Genomic DNA, 17,681 nt, shown 5'->3' with positions numbered 1-17,681 from the left:
GACAGCCGGTGTGCGTTCATGGTCGGCCAAGTTTCATCTTGGGCCTCAAAATTTGCGCTCTACGTATACACCAATTGTTCGGGGTCTTGGGGGTGTGACTTGATTGTTTCTGGAGACAGTAAAAGGATTGCCATAGGAAAAAGTATTGGCTCGGCTGTCGGTTAAATTTTCAGCGTAGAGGCCGACCTTCCAATTTGTGTTCGAAAGCTCAAGGCGCGCGTTTACGATGCTGTAATCTCCCATTCGGGCACTGTTGACCTCACTGAAAGTAAGTACAGAATCCCCAGTGAAGCTGTATGTCGCACTCACTGTTGCAAGCCAGTTACTATTTACATCAAACTGATATAATGCTGCTAGGCTAATGGTGGGTTCGGGAATGGCAGGAAGTCTATCGCCCGGTTCAGCCCCCAATGACGGGTTCCCGCTTTGCAGTTCGCTATCATTCCAGAACAGAGAACCGCTCACTTCCAATCCACTAACTGGCCGGGCAGAGAACTCAATTTCAAATCCCAGGTTTCGCGCATCGCCCACGGTGGTGATATACGGCAGACCAGAGTATCCAAGTTGATCGGACTGAATATTCAGCCACCGTATATAAAATGCGGCAAAATTCAGGGATAGGTCTCTGTTGAACCAGTAGGATTTGAGGCCTACTTCATAGTTGAGCAATTCGTCTGATCGCAGTTCTACGGGCTCGAAATCGTCACTTTGATGGCTGATCCCGTCAGGTCTTGCAAGAGCCTCAAAAGGGGAGAGAATGTTGAAGCCGCCCTCTCTGTATCCCATGCTGATTTGTGCGTAAGTCTGAATATCCTCTGACCATTGATAGCGAGCTGCGATCTTCGGGATGAGTTTTGTGGTAGCTTTTCGTTTTTCGTGGGTCTGCGGTTTTTCAGCAAGCACAAACTTAGATGTATTGTCCAGTTCAATGGTGTTGCGGGCATATCGGATACCCGCTGTGACGCTGAACTTCTTGCTGACGCGATAGGAGGCTTCACCAAAAAGCGCAATATCTTCAGCTCTCTCTATCCGTTTTTCGGCGAGAATTATTCCCGGAGCTCCGCCGTCTGTCGCGGCCAGCATCAATCTGTCACTATCGCTTGTACTGTGAAGGTAATAGAAACCGGCAAGCCACTCAAATTGAGAGCCGCCGCTTGATTGAAGTCTGGTTTCATGCCCGAAAGTGTTTATGTCTTCCCGTGTGAAGTAGCCCAAGGTACCCGGTTGCGCATTGCCCAGAAAATCATGACCATCCCCGATCTCAATCAGGTTACCGGGAAGATATTCATCCTCCGAGAGGTTTTTCAGCCGCTCGGCAAATGGCAAGCCCTCTGTCGCATCAAAGGTTTCGCTTAACGTGCGATCAACAAACGATGTAGCACTCGTGAGCTGAAGTGAACCCATTTTGCCTTTAAGAGTGACGGCGCCATGCACGAAGTTGTCGCCATAAGGTTCTGATAGTTGCAAGGAGCGGTTATTACGCCCGAGCTCCTCGAAATAGTACTGGCTATCATCGTAGCGAATAGCCTGCAAATTGATGGATGTATCCAGGACCCAGGCGTTGTTGATTTGCCATCGCACACTTGGCCGAATTCCATAGATATCCAGATCGTTCAGGTTTTCGAGACCGCGCGCGATATCGTCGATGTAGCCGCCGCGCATGTGGCCATAACCGGATATGCGAAATCCTAGCTTGTCAGTCTTGAGCGGGGTGTTGAAGACCACATCAATGTTTCCGTTATGCCCGCCTTGTTTGGTGATGCCAACGCCCAATCTCGCCTTACCGAAGGTATCGTTCAGCACCGGCTTAGCTGAAATTACGCGGTAAAGACCACCGAGCGAGCCAGCGCCATAAAGAGTGCCCTGCGGCCCTCGCATCAACTCAACGCGCTCAACGTCAAACAACCGAATGTCAGGGTTGGTGTCACTGAAATTGATGGGGGTGTCGTCGAGATAGACGCCGACCATCGTTGTTGTGCGGTCCGCATATGGGCCATCAGAAAGCCCTCGAATAAAAATCTTGTTGCGCCCTGGGCCCAGGTTGGTTGTCGAAACGCCTGCAAGGTGAGCAGAAAGAGATTGCAGGTCATACGAGCCCAGATCTTCTAAAACCAGCGACGAGACGCCGGAAACGCTCGCTGGCAGCCCAAAGCTTGTTTCTGGTCTCTTGGTGGCGGTGACGACCAAATCTTCTACATACCCGGGTCGTTCGTAGTTTACTTCGAGCTCGGAAACATCCGTTTTTTTAACCGTGTGCTGTTCACGCTTGAAAATCTGGACCGAACTTGTGGTGATGAAGCGAAAAGAGAGCCCGGTATCTTTTAAGATTGACCTTAGAGATGCTTCTTTAGATATGTTTCCAGACGTGCCAAATGATTGTGTTTCCCCAAGATCAAGGCCCGAGAAACTAATGGACAACTTCGCCTCTTCAGCGAATTGATATAAGACCGCATCTAGGGCGCGGGGGGCAATTTCATAGGTCTTGATCTGGACGAGCGCCTGGGCAGATGACGGCGCGAGTAAACAATTTGCGGTTAGCAACGCCGCTATGGCTACAGATGTGTGCACCGGTTAGTCTCGTGCTTCATCTAACCAATAGCCTTGACTATCTTTTCGCACGGTGAGATCCAGGAATGCAGCAAGACTTGCCAGCATTTCTTCGATATCTGATACAACCAACGAGCCGGAGAACCGTTTTGACGCGAGACCCTGATCCTCAATTTTTATTGAGGTTTCTGGGAACAGAACTTCAAGTTTTTCTACTACGGTTGCCAGCGGCTCATCCTGGAAAGCGATAGAGCCGCTCGTCCAGAAGCCTATCGTCTCAGCGGGAGTGGACTGAATTTCAGGGGCATCCTGACCTTCGCGGTAGAGCGCGACGGTGCCGGGTTCAATGAGCAAGGGGGCTTGTTGAGTAACCTCTGGGGCAGCTGAGGACGATATCGCTACGAGGCCCTCATTTACCGCAACTCGGTCGAAATTCTCTCCCTTTATGACTTCAAAGCGTGTGCCGACTACCCGGACTTTTCGCGAGCCGATGTCTACGGTGAAGGGGCGGCTCGAATCTGAGACAACGCTGAAAAAGCCGCGCCCACGGATAAGGTCAACGTTTCGGCCGTCAGAATTTATGCGCACGCTGATACTGCTCCCGGCAAACAGTGTCACCCGGGAACCATCTGCCAGTTTTACGTTCCTAACGTCTCCTGCATCAGCGGAATATACCTGTTTAGAAACCTGAGTATCGTAAAATGTGCTGCTGGGAAAAATCACCACAAAGAGAAGAGCGGCCACGGCCACAAGCCCGGTTGCAAGTTGAGGCCATCTCCAACCTGACCAAAAAGGCTTGTCGTGTGCAATCTTTCGAGACGGAGCGAGATCCTTAGGGAATGCTGTGCGTAAATGCGTTTCGTAAGTTGAGACGTTTCGCATAGACATTGCGACATGCTCATATGCGAGTGCATGTGAAGGGTCTTCCAGCAGCCAATCCATATGCGCTGCATGGTCCGCCTCGGAGGCGTTGCCCGACATCAACAGAGCATACCATTCAGATGCATGCTCAATCGTTGCAGGAGCTATATGTCGTTCTTCGTTCGACATCCCACTTACTCTTTCATTTACCATTAAAACGGAAACAACTTCGTATTGCCTCCAATTATTTGTCCTTCAGGGTAGCGATCGCTTTAATACCTCTGATCATGTGTTTTTCAACGGTACTTCGGGGTATGCCTGTCCGTTCCGAGACTTCTGCGTGTGACAACCCTTCGATCCGATGTAACAAGAATATCTTTCGAGTTTTTTCAGGCAACTTGTTTAGTACTCGCAGCAATGCCTCAACTTGTTGTTTCGCATCCAGGGCTCTGGCGGGGTCGACGCTTTGCGTGTGGCTCAAAGAATCGTCAGCGCCAGCTGTGTAGAGCTTACCCCAGGCGTCCTCTCGTGCCGCGCGCGCATTTTTGCCCCTTACCCGGTCAATCACCAGATTTGAAACGATGCGAGCCAGTAGGGCCTCAGGCGAGGCAATTGCACCGGCATCATAGTTTTTTTCAAACCGAATAAACGCTTCTTGCACTACCTCTTCCGCTTCATCCCCGTCTTTAAGCTTAGATGTAGCAAAACGGAGTAGAGAGGCCCTACGGGTCCGAAACAGAGTATCAATCGAGACTTCGGCTGACGCGTCGCCGTTACTCGTTTTCTTGCTGCTTTTTTTCCAGTCGAACATATGAGCCGTTTTTTCCTCAATATTGGGCGGAGCCTACCCCATGAGTACAGGTTTCGAAAGCTTAGAAACCGAGCTGAATTTTTTTTATTTTTGGTGGAGGCGATGATCTGGCTGCTCCGTTCTCCATCTACCGCATCAACCACTACTTGGAGTAAGCCAATGACTGCAAACAATAAAAATTCGATCAATGTAGCCATGATTGGCTTAGGTAACTGTGCGAGTTCACTCATTCAAGGCATCTATTATTACGCCACTGATCGCGAAACGGATGCAGCGGGGTTAATGCACAGAGAGATTGGCGGCTACACACCCTCAGATATCAAAGTCGTGGCGGCTTACGACATTGATAAGCGTAAGGTAGGTAAAGACGTGGCGGATGCCTTGTTTATGGCGCCAAATTGTACGGCCACCTTCTTTCCCGACATTCCACAGCAAAACGTGATTGTTCAGATGGGGCAGGTTCTGGACGGTTACTCTGACCACATGGCAAATTATCCTGACGGGCGGCGCTTCATTCCATCTCAAGCTTCAGAGCCAACCAAGGCAGATGTTGTAGCCCATCTCCACGAAGCCGGGGTGGATGTCATGATGAATTACCTGCCTGTCGGGAGCCAACAAGCAACAGAATTCTATGCCGAATGTGCGCTTGAGGCTGGTGTTGCCTTCGTAAACAATATTCCCGTTTTTATTGCCAGTGATCCCGTTTGGGCCGGACGGTTTGAAGATGCGGGCATCCCGATCATTGGGGATGATATCAAGGCACAGGTCGGTGCAACGATTGTGCATCGTGTGCTCACGGATTTGTTTGCAAAACGTGGCGTTGCTCTTGATCGGACATATCAACTTAATACCGGTGGCAATACCGACTTCCTGAACATGAAAGACCAGAGCCGGCTGGCCTCCAAAAAGAAGTCGAAAACCGAGGCCGTTCAGTCGGCGGCGGCCCATAGGCTTAGTGACGAGAATATCCATGTCGGCCCAAGCGATTATGTTGCCTGGCAGAACGACAACAAAGTCTGCTTCATTCGAATGGAGGGGCGCCTGTTTGGTGACGTTCCGATGAACCTTGAGTTGAGGCTTTCTGTAGAAGACTCCCCGAACTCTGCAGGGGTAGCGATTGATACCGTACGCTGCGCCAAGGTGGCGCTGGACCGTGGCCAGGGCGGTGTTATTGAAGGTCCCTCCGCTTTCTTCTGCAAACACCCGCCGATACAGCACACAGATGAATTGGCGCGCTTGATGACCGAAGCATTCATTGCCGGCATTCACGTCGAAACACTGGCTTTCGGCACTGATTTTTCAAGCGCATTGGCGGGTTAAGGTTGCGGTCGTGTGCCCACAGCCTACCAGGGCCTTCCTCCCTGGGCGCTAGGTATGCTGTGGGCATTTCGTGATGCCGTTGAACGATCTAGGACATTTTAATGCTTTCGGAAGATGCACCTTCAACACCCCAGTATGGGCGGCCCGTTGAGATTGAGGAGGCCTCAAACCATTATTGTATTCACCGCATGGCGAACGTGGTGGTTTCAATAAGTTTGAAGGTGGGAGTAAGCCCGAATGCGGTCTCGGTCGCCGGGCTGCTTTGTGGTTTGGCCGCTGCGTATTGCTATTACCATTTGCCGCAGTCGCAGTATGTTCTTGCAGGGTTCATGTTGATGATCGGCTGGCACATCCTCGATGGTGCGGATGGCCGTCTTGCCCGGGCGACTGGAAAAGCAAGCGCCTTTGGCCGCATAATTGATGGTGTTTGTGACCATCTGGTGTTCGGGGCCGTCTACATTGTCTTCGCGCTCCATCTTATGGAAACAGGGCGTGGTTTGTCATCTTGGTGGTTGGTTCTTGCCGCCGGCCTTTCGCACGCAGTTCAGGCCGCTGGATACGAGGAGCGACGTCAGAGGTATCAACGCCGCCTGAAACAGTTGGATCGTGGGCAAATGCAAGGCGGCTTGCTTCACGTTCGAGGCCGGAAATCAATATTGGCGACAATTTACGACTTCGCGCAGAAGTTGGTTTCGGGCGGCGACTATGGGCTGGACGAAGCGTTGGCGATGCAAAAAAAAGACGATGCCCGCGAGATTATCAGAGGCACCGCCCCGATGGTGCGTGCATGGGCCATATTGAACGCTAATAACCGGACCTTCCTGATATTTATTTTTGCGTACATGGGAAAGCCTGCTCTGTACTTCACGTTTGAAATAATAGTGCTGAATGCTGTGATGTTTGTCTTGCTCGTTGCCGAGTGGTTGCAAGAATCTTCGCTTGCTGTTCGCCTTAAAATCTCTCCCGATCCATGATGCAGTCATTGGAGGATATCCGCGATATCCTGCGGGGCGCGGCCGCTTCTCTGGGAGGTTTTGGTAGCCGGTTGACCGCACGCCTGGTGTTGATGGTGATTGCCGGCACACTGTACGGCGCGGAACCTGTCGGCATTCTGGGGCAGGTCGCGGCAATCGTCGAGATACTGGCCGCTGTCGGCACGATGGGGTTGAAGCGCAGCCTGCCGCACATGCTCAGTGAAAGCGCGGATACGACCAAACAGTTTCAGATTATCAAATGTGCATTGGGTATGTCCCTTTTGCTTGCGTTGTCCATGTCCGGATCGCTGCATCTGGTGTGGCCACTTCTGTTTCCCGACGTGGACATGCCTGTATTGTTGCTGCTTGTGGTGCCGTCTCTGATATTTGCGGAAGTTGCAGGGGGAGCCATTCGCTTCAAACGCATCATCCGGTTTGAAGTATTGGCCCGTTGCGTTCTTGAACCCTGGAGCTTTTTGCTGGCAGCCATTGCCCTTCATTTTATCGGCTACAGGGAGGAAGGCTTACTGCTGGCATATGCGATTTCCATGTTAGCGGCAGCGATCGGCCTTGGCTTTGGGATAACAGCCTCTTACTCGATACGGGCGATGCTGGCAGCGCCGGTCAATAAGAAGCTTGCCAGCCTGGTGGTGCGCCGAAGCTTTCCCATGGGAATGAACGAGCTGGGGGTCATAATGCTCAGGCGACTGGATATACTTCTCCTGTCGCTGGTGGCGGGCCATCAGGCGGCGGGCGTATATTATATCGCGCAGCAAATTGTAACGGTACCGCATAAAATCCATCAGCTGTTCGAGCCAATGATGTCGCCTGTGCTTGCCAAACTGCATCACGCGGGTGAAGTACGCACGACCCAAGCCAAACTGGCGGGCCTTTGCCGTTGGGTATTTACGTTGCAGCTCGCGCTGACAGTGCCCTTCGTGGCCTTTTCGGATGAATTGTTGGGGCTCTTTGGAGGCGGGTTTGCAGTTGGCGGCTTGGTTTTGGCGTGCCTTCTCGTTGCGGAGCTGTTTGATGGCAGCTTCGCTCTTTCTGAAATTGCGCTGCAATACGCAAAGCCTGCAGTACCGCCCCGGCTCGTGATGGCAGTGCTTGGTATAGAAATAGCCGCAGTTTACTATTTGGGTGCGCGCTGGGGGGCGGAGGGGGCCGCTCTGGGCTTTTTGATTGCGATGGTGTTTTTTGCTGCGGCAAAGCTTGTAAGCCTCAGAAAATACTTGGGCATATCTATCGTCGATGTAGCTTATCTGCCGCCGTTCATAATAGCGGCCTGCCTCCTGGCACTCCTGGTCATGCTTCAGGGGCAAATGAATTTTCAGGCATCTTCTGCAATACTGGGCGGTATCATTCTGTCTGTAGCACTGTATTTGTGGGCCATCAGCAAAATCGCCATCACAAAACAGGACCGGTTAATCTGGGCCCAGCTCAAAGAGCGTTAGTTGCAAGCCAGTTTGATGCAAGTTCATGCATTTCGGGGCAATCGACATCAATCCACTGGCTATCGCCAATGTCTACACCAATGGCCTTGCCTTCAGCAGCCAACAGCTTCATGCCGCCAGAGATTGAACAATCCCCGCTGTCATTAAGGCTTCTCGCTATCGCATCGAACAAGCTTGCATTTGCATGAAACACACCGGTGTCGAACGCATTGTACATTGCAATGTCTTTTCCGATATCACGGATATTTCTACCAGCCAGCCGTACCTTCGTAACGTCGTTCAGATCGACGAACGGGTTGGCCAAACGCCTGTCTATACCTAAAGCAACTTCGTGAGGGCCGAGCGGTTGCGCCAGAAGCCGTTGATACAAGCTTGGCTCCACAAGATGATCACACATGGTCAAACAGAAACGGTCGTTGAGCAGCGGCGCTGCTTTCAATACCGAGAGGCCGTTTGCATACATAAAGTCCGGGTTGAAAATGGTCCGGATAGTCCAACCCTTACGATTTGATAGCTGACATAGGAATTCTTCAAGGACACGGTGCTGATATCCCGTCACAACGGTAACTTGTGTAATTCCCGCCGACAGGGCCGTTTCTATAGCGCGTTCAATCAGTGGGACGCCTGCCAGACTTACCAGAGGTTTGAGATTACCTTTGGCCTTGAGCCTTGAGCCCATGCCAGCAGCGACGATTAAGAGATCTGTAGTCATGTTATATATTCCACTGAAGGCTCAGGCTGGCTCCATTGTTTCTGGTTTGAAAATGAAGGAAGAACCGCCCAGGACACTAGCAAGCAGCCCCAAAAACAAGAAGGGTGCTCCTGACCCACTATGCGTGGTCAACGGAATCGCACGTGAAGTACCTCCACGGGGTGGGTGAATATCATTGAATTTGAACTGAACAGATACCAACGGACGGGATAAGGAACCCGAGACAGCCGGTTTTTCTGTGCTCAGTTTTCACGACCCGATCAAATTTGGTGGTGGTTGGAGCTTATTTGTCCAAGTATTTGCAGATAAATGGAAATTTTAATTTCGTCAGATTTATTTTGAGTGCCAATCCCAAAAATATGGAGGCGATCTCCTCGATCCTTCGTTTGTCCAGCAGAAGTAACTCGCAACCCAGAATGGCAAAACGACAGGATCATTTATGTCTTCGCTTAACTACCTACTTGCAGCTGCGTTAACCACAGCCGTTTCGACTGTCGCTATCGCACAAGAGAGCAGGATATCCGGACGCATTATCAATGCGGAAACCAAGAGGCCAGCGGCTGGTGCTACGGTTACAGTTACCGACAGACAAGGTGAGGTGATTGCTTCGACCCTTGCCGACGAACAAGGTAATTTTTCCGTCAGTACCAACTCAAGCGGGCTAGTGACAGTAACCGTAGAAAGCGGTGGCTATCAGTCAGCGCGCGAGAACAACGTCGACCTGTTTGCAGACAAAGGTACGATTGTTGACTTTGCGCTGCGCCCTTTGGACGACATTGAAGAGATCAACGTAGTAGGCAGCCCGATCGCGACATCGCGTCAGGGCTCAATTACAAGCCGGACCCTTAGCCGTGAGGAAATTCGCCGGGCTCCGGGTACGGCGGGCGATATTTTCCGCGGCCTGAATGCTTTGCCTGGCGTGAATGCGACAGGTGCATATTCCAGCTTTTCGGTGCGTGGCCGAGGCCCAAAAGACAATATCATTCTGGTGGATGATATCCCGTTTGGCCGAACCACCCATTTCGATAATTCTATCGGTGAAGAGGATGAAGTTGCCAATGGCGGGCGCTATTCGATTTTCGGTCAAAACGTGGTAGGGCAGGCCGAATTCATACCCGGCGGCTGGGGTGCGGCTTACGGCGGCTTAAACGGTTCGCTGTTGAAACTTAAATTGGCCGAAGGTAACCGCGACACACCCTTTGTCAGCGGCAAGGTCGATCTGGCGGGCGCAGAACTTCTGTACGACGGCCCGAGCGGTATCGACGACAACACAAGCCTGCTGCTGTCTGTGCGGCACTATGACTTTGGACGGTTGCTGGATCTGATCGGAGCTAAAGACGTTGGCCGTCCGGTGATGACCGATGTATTGCTCAAAACTGTGACCCGTATTGATGAAGACACCAAATTGAAGGTGATCGGTATCTTTGCGCCGGAGAAAAATACACGGGATACTTCCCATGTCGTGGAAGCGGAAGCGCCGCTCGATTACATGTTGTTTGAAAGCAAGCAGGATGCCGGTGCACTTGGGGTCACGCTCGAACAGCTTGTCGGGGACACCGGCGAATGGCGGAACACGGTATACTACCGGTTTGGCAAGGAAAATACCTACCAGGGGGAAGCTTTCCCTGAGCTTAGTGATTCACCCAAGGACCCTGACGCGATCCCTGTTGAAGAGCGCATTATCTCATCGCGTGAAGATGAGAAGGAATTCGGTTGGCGGAGTGACTATTCGCAAGATAACAAGTTCGGTCGCTTTCAGGCGGGTTTGAGGCTTACGCAGATCTCTACCGATTATCGTCAAAGTCTGAGCAGGGATTACGTCCAGTACGTGTTTGACACCGACGATTACCGCCCGTCAGAGGGTCAGAACTACATCCTGCTGACACCGGAGCTGTATGACTCCGCTTTCAAGAAGAGCGGTATCCGTGGTACGGCTTATCTAGATCAATCGTTTGACTATGGCAGCGTCACCGTAACACCGGGCGTGCGGTTGGAGTACGACGACTTGCTGTCGTCAACAACCGTCTCCCCAAGATTGCAGGTGGACTGGCAGGTGAATGAGCGGGCCCGCGTTAATATGACGGGTGGCCTCTATTACCAGGCGCCGAGTATGCTGGAAATTGCGGCAGACCCCGCCAACGTGGATCTGGACCATGAGCGCACACTGCAATTCAGCACAGGGCTCGATTATTATCTGGGTGATAATTACTCGATGCAAATCGAGGCATACTACCAGGATATGGACAAACTTATACCGGACGGAGACCGGGTATCCGGACGGCTGTTCAACAGCGGAAAGGGTTGGGCCGCAGGTTTTGACTGGGTTGTCCGCAAAGATTTCTCGGATCGTTGGTCAGCCTCTGCGCGCTATAGCTACAACAAGACCAAAATTGATGACGGAGATGGTAACGGATACCACCCTTCGAAGTTTAACAGACCGCACCTTGGTAATATTACCCTTAATTATGAGCTGAATGAAAATTGGTCCTTCGGTTTGCAGTATCAGATCGCTTCTGGCCGTCCGAGCGAAGCTTACATCATTCATGAAGATGTTATCCCTGAATCTGGCCTGTTGCGGTATTCGCGGGAAATTACGGACTCATACTTTGGCCGGAACGCCTATTTCTCCACGCTGAACTTCAGGGCCGATTATCAAACCCAGATCGGCGGCGTCCGGGTGAGAGCGTTCCTCGATATTGTGAACGCGCTGAACCGCAGCAACATCGACGACGTCGACTTCAGTGAAATCGATGGGTTGGTCGATAACGAAGGCATGGGAATCATACCGCAATTCGGACTTGCATTCGAGTTCTAGAGTTACCTTGAAAGACTCTCGAACTTACCGGGCAGTGGCGCTCCCACCACTGCCCGGCCCCGCCTTCTCGTTCAAATGACCGCGCAGATTCAAACGTTTTATCAGGCGAAATCAGATACGGTCCGGCCGTTCTCTGAGGCTTGGAAAACCCAAAACAATGAGACTTAGGTTGAAGTTGCCATGAACGACGAGACAATGAATTTTGACGGAAAAATTGAAAAGCTCCCCGCCATTGCACCAAGCAGGGCTGCGCTACCTAGCGCCAGTAAGCTGCGTGTCGCCTTGTTCTCGGGTAATTACAACTATGTCAAAGACGGCGCCAATCAGGCGTTGAACAAGCTTGTGGCGTTTCTCGAAACTCAAGGGGCACAAGTACGTGTGTATTCTCCTACTGTGGCGGAGCCTGCTTTTCCGCCGGCGGGGACACTCATAAGCGCGCCGTCTATTCCTGTGCCGTTCCGTACCGAATACCGGATAGCTCTTGGCTTACCGCGATATATCAAACGCGATCTTGATGCATTCAAGCCAAATATCATCCATATTTCCGCGCCTGATCCATTATGCAGGGGCGCGGTCAAATACGGCAGGAAGCGTGGCCTGGTGACGGTTGCGTCCGTCCATACGAGGTTCGACACCTATCTGCGTTATTACCGGCTGGGGGCGCTCGAGCGGTATCTCAGTACCAAAATCAACAAGGTCTACAACCAGTGTAACGAGATCTTTGTGCCTACGCCGTGCATGGAAACCACCATGCGGGAAACCGGCGTGACTGTTCCCATCAAAAAATGGAGCAGGGGCGTTGACGACAAGCTCTTTAACCCGGCACAGCGTGATCTGACGTGGCGTAAAACGCTCGGATTTGAAAAGCAGGATGTTGTTATCAGCTTTGTCGGCAGGCTAGTGCTGGAAAAGGGGCTGGAACAATTCGTTGCGGCGATTAATTTCCTGCGCCGCAAAGGCCTTACGCCGCATGTCATGGTGGTAGGTGACGGTCCGGCGAGAAAATGGTTCCAGCAGAGACTGCCTGACGCAAAGTTTTTGGGCTTTCTGACAGGTAAAGAACTTGCCCGCGCATATGCGTCGTCAGACATTTTCTTCAATCCTTCCAGAACCGAAGCTTTTGGTAACGTAACACTTGAGGCAATGGCGTCGGGTGTTCCTCAGGTCTGCGTCGATGCGACCGGGAGCCGCTTTCTGGTGCGGCATGCTGAAACCGGCTTCCTTGCGCCGCCTGATGATGCGACCGCGATGGCGCAACACCTTGAAGAGCTGATTACAAACCCGTGTTTACGACGTGCCTTCTCCGCGGCGAGCACGGCGCGCAGTCGACACTTCCACTGGGACAATATTTTGCTGGAGGTGCTCAGCCATTACCAACGTTCACTAGTGGGCAAAGCGGAACAAACCAACATCCTTTAAAGGCATAAGGGCGAACGATGAAATTATTAGATGTTGCCGAGTTTTACAGTGATCAGGGTGGTGGCGTAAAAACGTATATTCAGCAAAAATTGCACGTCAGCCATCACCTTGGGGTCAAGACTGTCATTGTGGCTCCGGGGACTGAGGACCGTCGGGAACAACGCGAAAATGGCACCATCATCTGGGTGAAGTCACCCCCGATCCCGGTGGACAGGCGCTACCATTTTTTTAACAATTATCGCGCCATCCATGACATCCTGAATTCTGAGAAGCCGCAGATTGTTGAGGGTTCCTCTCCCTGGCTTGGGGGGCGCGCAGTTTCCCGCTGGCAAGGAGACGCTGTGAAGTCGTTCTTCATTCACCAGGATCCGGTTTCTTCATACCCGCAGCTATTGCTGGAAAATATTCTCAAGCCTCAACATGTAGATTGGCTCTTTGCCTGGTTCTGGCGGTACATGCGCCGGTTGGGAGATACTTTTGACACGACGGTCGTCAGTGCGCCCTGGTTCGCTGAGCGCCTTGCCGGACTGGGGTTAAGACGCCCCACGCCTATCCCTTTCGGAATTGAAAAAGGTTTATTCTCCCCTGCGCTCAGAAATGAAAACCTGCGTCGTCACCTGTTGGAGCGGTGTGGCATAACGGACCCGGATGCCCGATTGATTTTGAGTGTATCCCGGCATCACCCTGAAAAGCGCATCGGTACGATGATCGACGCCGTGGCGCGGGTGAATAAAACGCGCCCCGTGGGCCTGTACCTGATCGGGGATGGCCCGAGGCGAAAAGCCGTCGAAAAACACGCAAGGTCAGCGAGCGGGGTCTATGTAGCAGGGCAGGTGAGAGACAGACATCTGCTTGCGAAAATTTTGGCCAGCTCGGATGCAATGATCCACTGCTGTGCTTCGGAAACCTTCGGTCTCGTGATTGCCGAAGCGCTCTCCTCGGGCCTGCCCCTGATTGTTCCAGATCGGGGTGGCGCCTTTGACCTTGCAGATAAAAGCTACGCGGAAGTCCACAAGGTCGGCGACGCCCGGTCTTGCACTGATGCCATTGTTCGTCTTTTCGAACGGAACCAAGCCCAATTACGAGCGGCGGCCGCACGCGCCAACGTTCGGACATCTGCTGATCACTATGAGCACTTGTTCAACCATTATGCTGGCCTGATGAACTCCACAAGCCGAGAGCTGCAAGCTGCTTGATCGCCTCCGGGAAGGGAAAATCAACCGTGACCCAACCAAGCTTTGACGTAGCCATGCTGGCAACACCGGAAATAGACTACTATGCCAATGACACCAGCGAGAACTGGCGATCCTATTGTCACAGGCACGGCTACAATTTTGTGCTCTGGCGAGAGGCTGTCCTGCCGGATATGCACCTGATCTGGTCAAAGATCGAGCTCATGCGAAGACATATCGAGCAAACGGAAGCCGATTGGCTTGTGGTCGTCGATGCCGATACCACCGTCAACTTGCCAGGCCTTCCCCTGAGCTATCTGACTGAAAAACATCCGGACAAAGACTTTATAATTTCCGAAGATGTCTCCCGACGGATGGGGCTGCCTGTCCCTCTTTGTACGCTGTCCGTGAGGCTGTCCCGCAGTTGGCGTGCCCCTAATTGTGGTTTCATGATGATAAGAGCGAACGAGTTTGGCCTGCGCTTCGTCACAAAGTGGCTCCTGCACGGTCGCGGAGACTATGCCCATGTGGCTGATATTTTTCCGCGGGAACAGCGCATTCTCTGGATGACATTGTTTCGGACAGAAGCGGACAAAATAGCGGTGCTGGGGCCAGAAGTCATGCGCATTGGCAATAACAGGGTACTGGATCGTTACTTCACCAACTGGGATGGTGCCTTTGTCCTGCACGACAAGAGGCTGCCCCGAAATATTCAAGCACGAACGCGTAGGTAATTCCCGGATGGCTAAGACAAAAAGAAAGTCCATGCTTGGTCCCGTCGTGTTGGCGTTACTGGCGGGGGCGTGCCAAGTCTCTGCCGCCGATACTGGCTGCAATGAAAAAAAAGACCAATGGCTTGAAGTGCAGGTGGAAGGCCTGATGGACACACTTGGTGATGTCGTCGTTGAATTACATCCTGATATTGAAGGCGATTATCTGGACGTATTAGTTGATAGAATTCGCGTACCAACGGCACATGCATCTCAGACATTATGTTTGGCCATGCCTGCGCCAGAAAGCTACATAGTGGTGGTGCTTCACGATAGGAATGCCAATCGAAAGCTGGACATAATCGACGACGGTTTCGGCTTCTCGCAAAACCCCACGCTGAGTTTGGGAACGCCCGGACGGGAAGAGGTCGCCTTTGTCGCCAAGCCGGGCCGAAATGCAATGGTCATCATTCTGAACTATATGCAGGGCTTTGGCGCGTGGCCGCTTGATCAGAAAAAGAGAAAGCAGATTGAGCGGCGACGACGTTCTCATCGCGGCTAACACATCTTGGCGCGTCTGTGAGAAAAGACCCTCAGTCCGGTTACCAACAAAACCATAGTATTCAAAACCTGTGTGATTGCGGAACTCGTCAGGAAAAGTGCTCCGACTGCTGTTGCCGCATTCGGAAGATACTCCGACAAGGTGACCGCGAGGCCCAGCAGGATCAAATCTTTATTGGGAAGGAGAGGGATACGAGTTAGCACCATGCGGGCTGCGATAAAGCCCACCCATACCCCTATCGGAATGTCCGGGATCACAATACTCCACTGGATCACCAGCAGGCTTTCGAAAACAACAATCCTGGCGCCGTGCAAGGTGGCAATACGCAATACCTGAGGTTTTGAAAGTGTGATGATATGGTGCCCAAAAAATACGAAAAAGGGGACCAGCAATATTCCAAACGACGCAGCGCCGATGAGGATGGGTAGGGTGTCCGGGGCGTGTTGGGTCAGAAGCCCTAGCTGATCCGATAGCATAAAAAACACTGCTATGATCAAGGCCGCGACAGCGGATACCGCGGCCGAAATGAGATTGTTGTCTTTAACGACATTAAAGGCTGCCTTCATGGTCACGCCGATATTCTGTTTGGCCCACAGGAGAAAGAAGGCTTCGCCGCTGTAACCGATGATCACATCATTTAGCGCCTGTTTGCGTAACAAAACGGCGAGCACGGATGAGCCCTTGGAGCGGAAGGCGGGCCAGAGCGGGCGGTAAATCAACAGCTCGCTATAGGGCAGCAGCAGAAAGCTCGCGAGCAGGATACAATAGTAGGCAGGGGCGGTCGGCACGTTTTCCCACAGGTCTTTCCAGCCGATCAGGGAAAGCTCATGCAGAAGGTATAAACACAGCCCGCAAAGCAACAATAGTTGCAACAGCTTTGCCACATGTTCAGTTGCTGGCGCCGCCATGAAACGCGCGAGTTTTTCCGTCATTCACCTTCCCGTCAAAGTCTTAGCTGCCGCCATACGAAAACTAGAACGTCGCCGACAGGCAAACACCTCCAACCTGCCTGCGGGAAAATGCCGGTTTCACGGCGGCGTTTTTTTAAACTTCTTTGGAGGTGCGCAGCAAGGGAGGACGTCTACTGCTCTGAAGCCCGTAAAAATTGTCTGCATAGCTGAATGATCATCGACCTCTATATCGCCAAGCATGTTTCAAAGCGGCTTATTGCCATTATGCTGCTTATCGTTGGGTTGTTGCTTGTCGAGAACATGTTCAGACTATTTCAGTTCTCGTTGCAGACCGGCGCCCCCGCTGCCGCAGCTGTTGCGATGCTGGTGTACTTATTGCCCGAATATTTGGCGATTGGAATTCCGATAAGCCTGATGTTGGCGATCATGCTCACCTTCCTCAAGCTATCCAAAGACAATGAACTGACCGTGATGTCCGCCGGACAGGTCTCCCCTTTTCGGCTTCTCCGGTTGCCCTTGATGTTTGGAATACTTCTTGCTGCTTTAAACGCGCTCCTCGTTGGCTATGTGGAGCCGATGGCGGAATTTCGATTTGCGGAACAGAGTTATAAAACGCGAAGCGGTGCGTTTGGGAAAGCCATTGCCGCTGGTGCTTTTACCTCGATCGGTGCGGACCTGACATTACATGTAGGCTCGATCTCGCCACATAGCGGGGAGTTGAACGGCATATTTCTGGAGTTCAAGGACGACGCCGGGAGGGTTTCATACCTGACGGCTTCGCGCGGCATTTTTGTTCAGTCAGGAAACAAGGATTTTATCATTTTCCGGCTCTATGACGGACAGATCGTTACCACGGAAAATGTTGACGAGACAAAACCTGCGACGATGGAATTTGACCGTTACGATCTTGCTGTGGCACTGCCAGAAATCCCTCAGTTCAGGCGCCGCGGTGAGGCGGAAAAAGAACTCACCTTCACTGAATTGATCGAAAAGGCGAGGGGCACAGGTAGCGAACTTCTTGATGCCCGAAGTCTGCTGGGGGAGGCCCAGCGGCGATTTATTCTGGTGTTGGTGCCACTGCTTATTCCGTGTCTGGCTGTCGGGCTTGCAGAGCCGCCCGTGAGAAGAAATTCTTCCCTTCAATTGATGGTCGGGGTTTTCGTTTTGCTTGTCTTGATAAAGGCCTTGGATTTTGGTTCGAACATAAAATCCATCCCGCCTGCCGTCGTTCTGTGGCCCGCTTTTTTTGGTTTTGCGTTATTCAGCATCCGGGCTTTTTACGTTTTTGGTTTTACTGCGAGCGGCCACCCTCTGGCAGCCATATACGCTTTCACGGATACCGTATCGAAAATGATAAAGAGGCGAAAAAGGTTTACCGTCTCAAACTAGTAGTGTTCCGCGTCCAACTTG

At 52.1% G+C, this 17,681-nt stretch carries 14 protein-coding genes; 9 read left to right on the top strand and 5 right to left on the bottom strand.

Translation table 11 applies throughout. The features are described 5' to 3' along the window. Positions 1-45: 45 nt before the first annotated feature. Genes ACN0VM_RS11320 through ACN0VM_RS11310 form a run of 3 tightly spaced genes read right to left on the bottom strand, consistent with a single transcriptional unit; the run spans position 46 to position 4,219 of the window. The gene (locus ACN0VM_RS11320) at positions 46-2,568 is read right to left on the bottom strand and encodes a TonB-dependent receptor (RefSeq protein WP_417450995.1); all 2,523 of its coding nucleotides are present in this window, start codon (positions 2,566-2,568) and stop codon (positions 46-48) included. Positions 2,569-2,571: 3 nt separating this feature from the next. Continuing rightward, complete coding sequence (locus ACN0VM_RS11315; RefSeq protein ID WP_417450994.1) at positions 2,572-3,597, bottom strand: FecR family protein; 1,026 nt, start codon at positions 3,595-3,597, stop codon at positions 2,572-2,574. 55 nt (positions 3,598-3,652) lie between these two features. Continuing rightward, positions 3,653-4,219: an RNA polymerase sigma factor gene (locus ACN0VM_RS11310; protein WP_417450993.1), complete on the bottom strand. Its 567-nt coding sequence runs from the start codon at positions 4,217-4,219 to the stop codon at positions 3,653-3,655. A gap of 159 nt (positions 4,220-4,378) precedes the next feature. On the opposite strand from ACN0VM_RS11310, the gene ACN0VM_RS11305 reads away from it, so the two are divergent. The 3 genes from ACN0VM_RS11305 (at position 4,379) to ACN0VM_RS11295 (ending at position 7,970) form a co-directional block, all read left to right on the top strand. Further along, entirely contained in the window at positions 4,379-5,539 is a 1,161-nt protein-coding gene (locus ACN0VM_RS11305; protein ID WP_417450992.1) for an inositol-3-phosphate synthase, read from the top strand. Positions 5,540-5,640: 101 nt separating this feature from the next. Continuing rightward, on the top strand, positions 5,641-6,513 hold the full coding sequence (locus ACN0VM_RS11300) for a CDP-alcohol phosphatidyltransferase family protein (RefSeq protein WP_417450991.1): 873 nt from the start codon (positions 5,641-5,643) through the stop codon (positions 6,511-6,513). Next, complete coding sequence (locus ACN0VM_RS11295) at positions 6,510-7,970, top strand: lipopolysaccharide biosynthesis protein (protein ID WP_417450990.1); 1,461 nt, start codon at positions 6,510-6,512, stop codon at positions 7,968-7,970. The genes ACN0VM_RS11300 and ACN0VM_RS11295 overlap by 4 nt, the downstream gene beginning before the upstream one ends. On the opposite strand, the gene ACN0VM_RS11290 is transcribed toward ACN0VM_RS11295, so the two are convergent. Then, positions 7,957-8,682: an NTP transferase domain-containing protein gene (locus tag ACN0VM_RS11290; protein WP_417450989.1), complete on the bottom strand. Its 726-nt coding sequence runs from the start codon at positions 8,680-8,682 to the stop codon at positions 7,957-7,959. The genes ACN0VM_RS11295 and ACN0VM_RS11290 overlap by 14 nt on opposite strands. A gap of 439 nt (positions 8,683-9,121) precedes the next feature. Between ACN0VM_RS11290 and ACN0VM_RS11285 the strand changes: the two genes are divergently transcribed. The 5 genes from ACN0VM_RS11285 (at position 9,122) to ACN0VM_RS11265 (ending at position 15,360) form a co-directional block, all read left to right on the top strand. Next, positions 9,122-11,497: a TonB-dependent receptor gene (locus ACN0VM_RS11285; RefSeq protein WP_417450988.1), complete on the top strand. Its 2,376-nt coding sequence runs from the start codon at positions 9,122-9,124 to the stop codon at positions 11,495-11,497. A 180-nt stretch (positions 11,498-11,677) separates the two neighbouring features. Beyond that, positions 11,678-12,916 carry a glycosyltransferase family 4 protein gene (locus ACN0VM_RS11280; RefSeq protein ID WP_417450987.1) on the top strand — a complete coding sequence of 413 codons (1,239 nt, stop codon included), beginning with the start codon at positions 11,678-11,680 and terminating at the stop codon, positions 12,914-12,916. Between the two features lie 17 nt (positions 12,917-12,933). Further along, complete coding sequence (locus ACN0VM_RS11275; protein WP_417450986.1) at positions 12,934-14,112, top strand: glycosyltransferase; 1,179 nt, start codon at positions 12,934-12,936, stop codon at positions 14,110-14,112. A gap of 26 nt (positions 14,113-14,138) precedes the next feature. Further along, positions 14,139-14,822 carry a hypothetical protein gene (locus ACN0VM_RS11270; RefSeq protein WP_417450985.1) on the top strand — a complete coding sequence of 228 codons (684 nt, stop codon included), beginning with the start codon at positions 14,139-14,141 and terminating at the stop codon, positions 14,820-14,822. Between the two features lie 7 nt (positions 14,823-14,829). Next, a complete protein-coding gene (locus tag ACN0VM_RS11265) occupies positions 14,830-15,360 on the top strand; it encodes a DUF2141 domain-containing protein (protein WP_417450984.1) in 531 nt (176 codons plus the stop codon). Here the strand turns inward: ACN0VM_RS11265 and ACN0VM_RS11260 are convergent. Beyond that, positions 15,357-16,292 carry a hypothetical protein gene (locus ACN0VM_RS11260; protein ID WP_417450983.1) on the bottom strand — a complete coding sequence of 312 codons (936 nt, stop codon included), beginning with the start codon at positions 16,290-16,292 and terminating at the stop codon, positions 15,357-15,359. The two genes, ACN0VM_RS11265 and ACN0VM_RS11260, sit on opposite strands and share 4 nt — an antisense overlap. 189 nt (positions 16,293-16,481) lie before the next feature. Between ACN0VM_RS11260 and ACN0VM_RS11255 the strand changes: the two genes are divergently transcribed. Next, on the top strand, positions 16,482-17,660 hold the full coding sequence (locus ACN0VM_RS11255; RefSeq protein ID WP_417450982.1) for an LptF/LptG family permease: 1,179 nt from the start codon (positions 16,482-16,484) through the stop codon (positions 17,658-17,660). Positions 17,661-17,681: the final 21 nt, after the last annotated feature.

Origin of the sequence: Kordiimonas sp., from assembly GCF_048260245.1 — a bacterium.
GTDB lineage: Bacteria > Pseudomonadota > Alphaproteobacteria > Sphingomonadales > Kordiimonadaceae > Kordiimonas.
The sequence above is the reverse complement of the archived record's forward strand: the minus strand, read 5'-3'. Positions and strand labels throughout refer to the sequence as shown.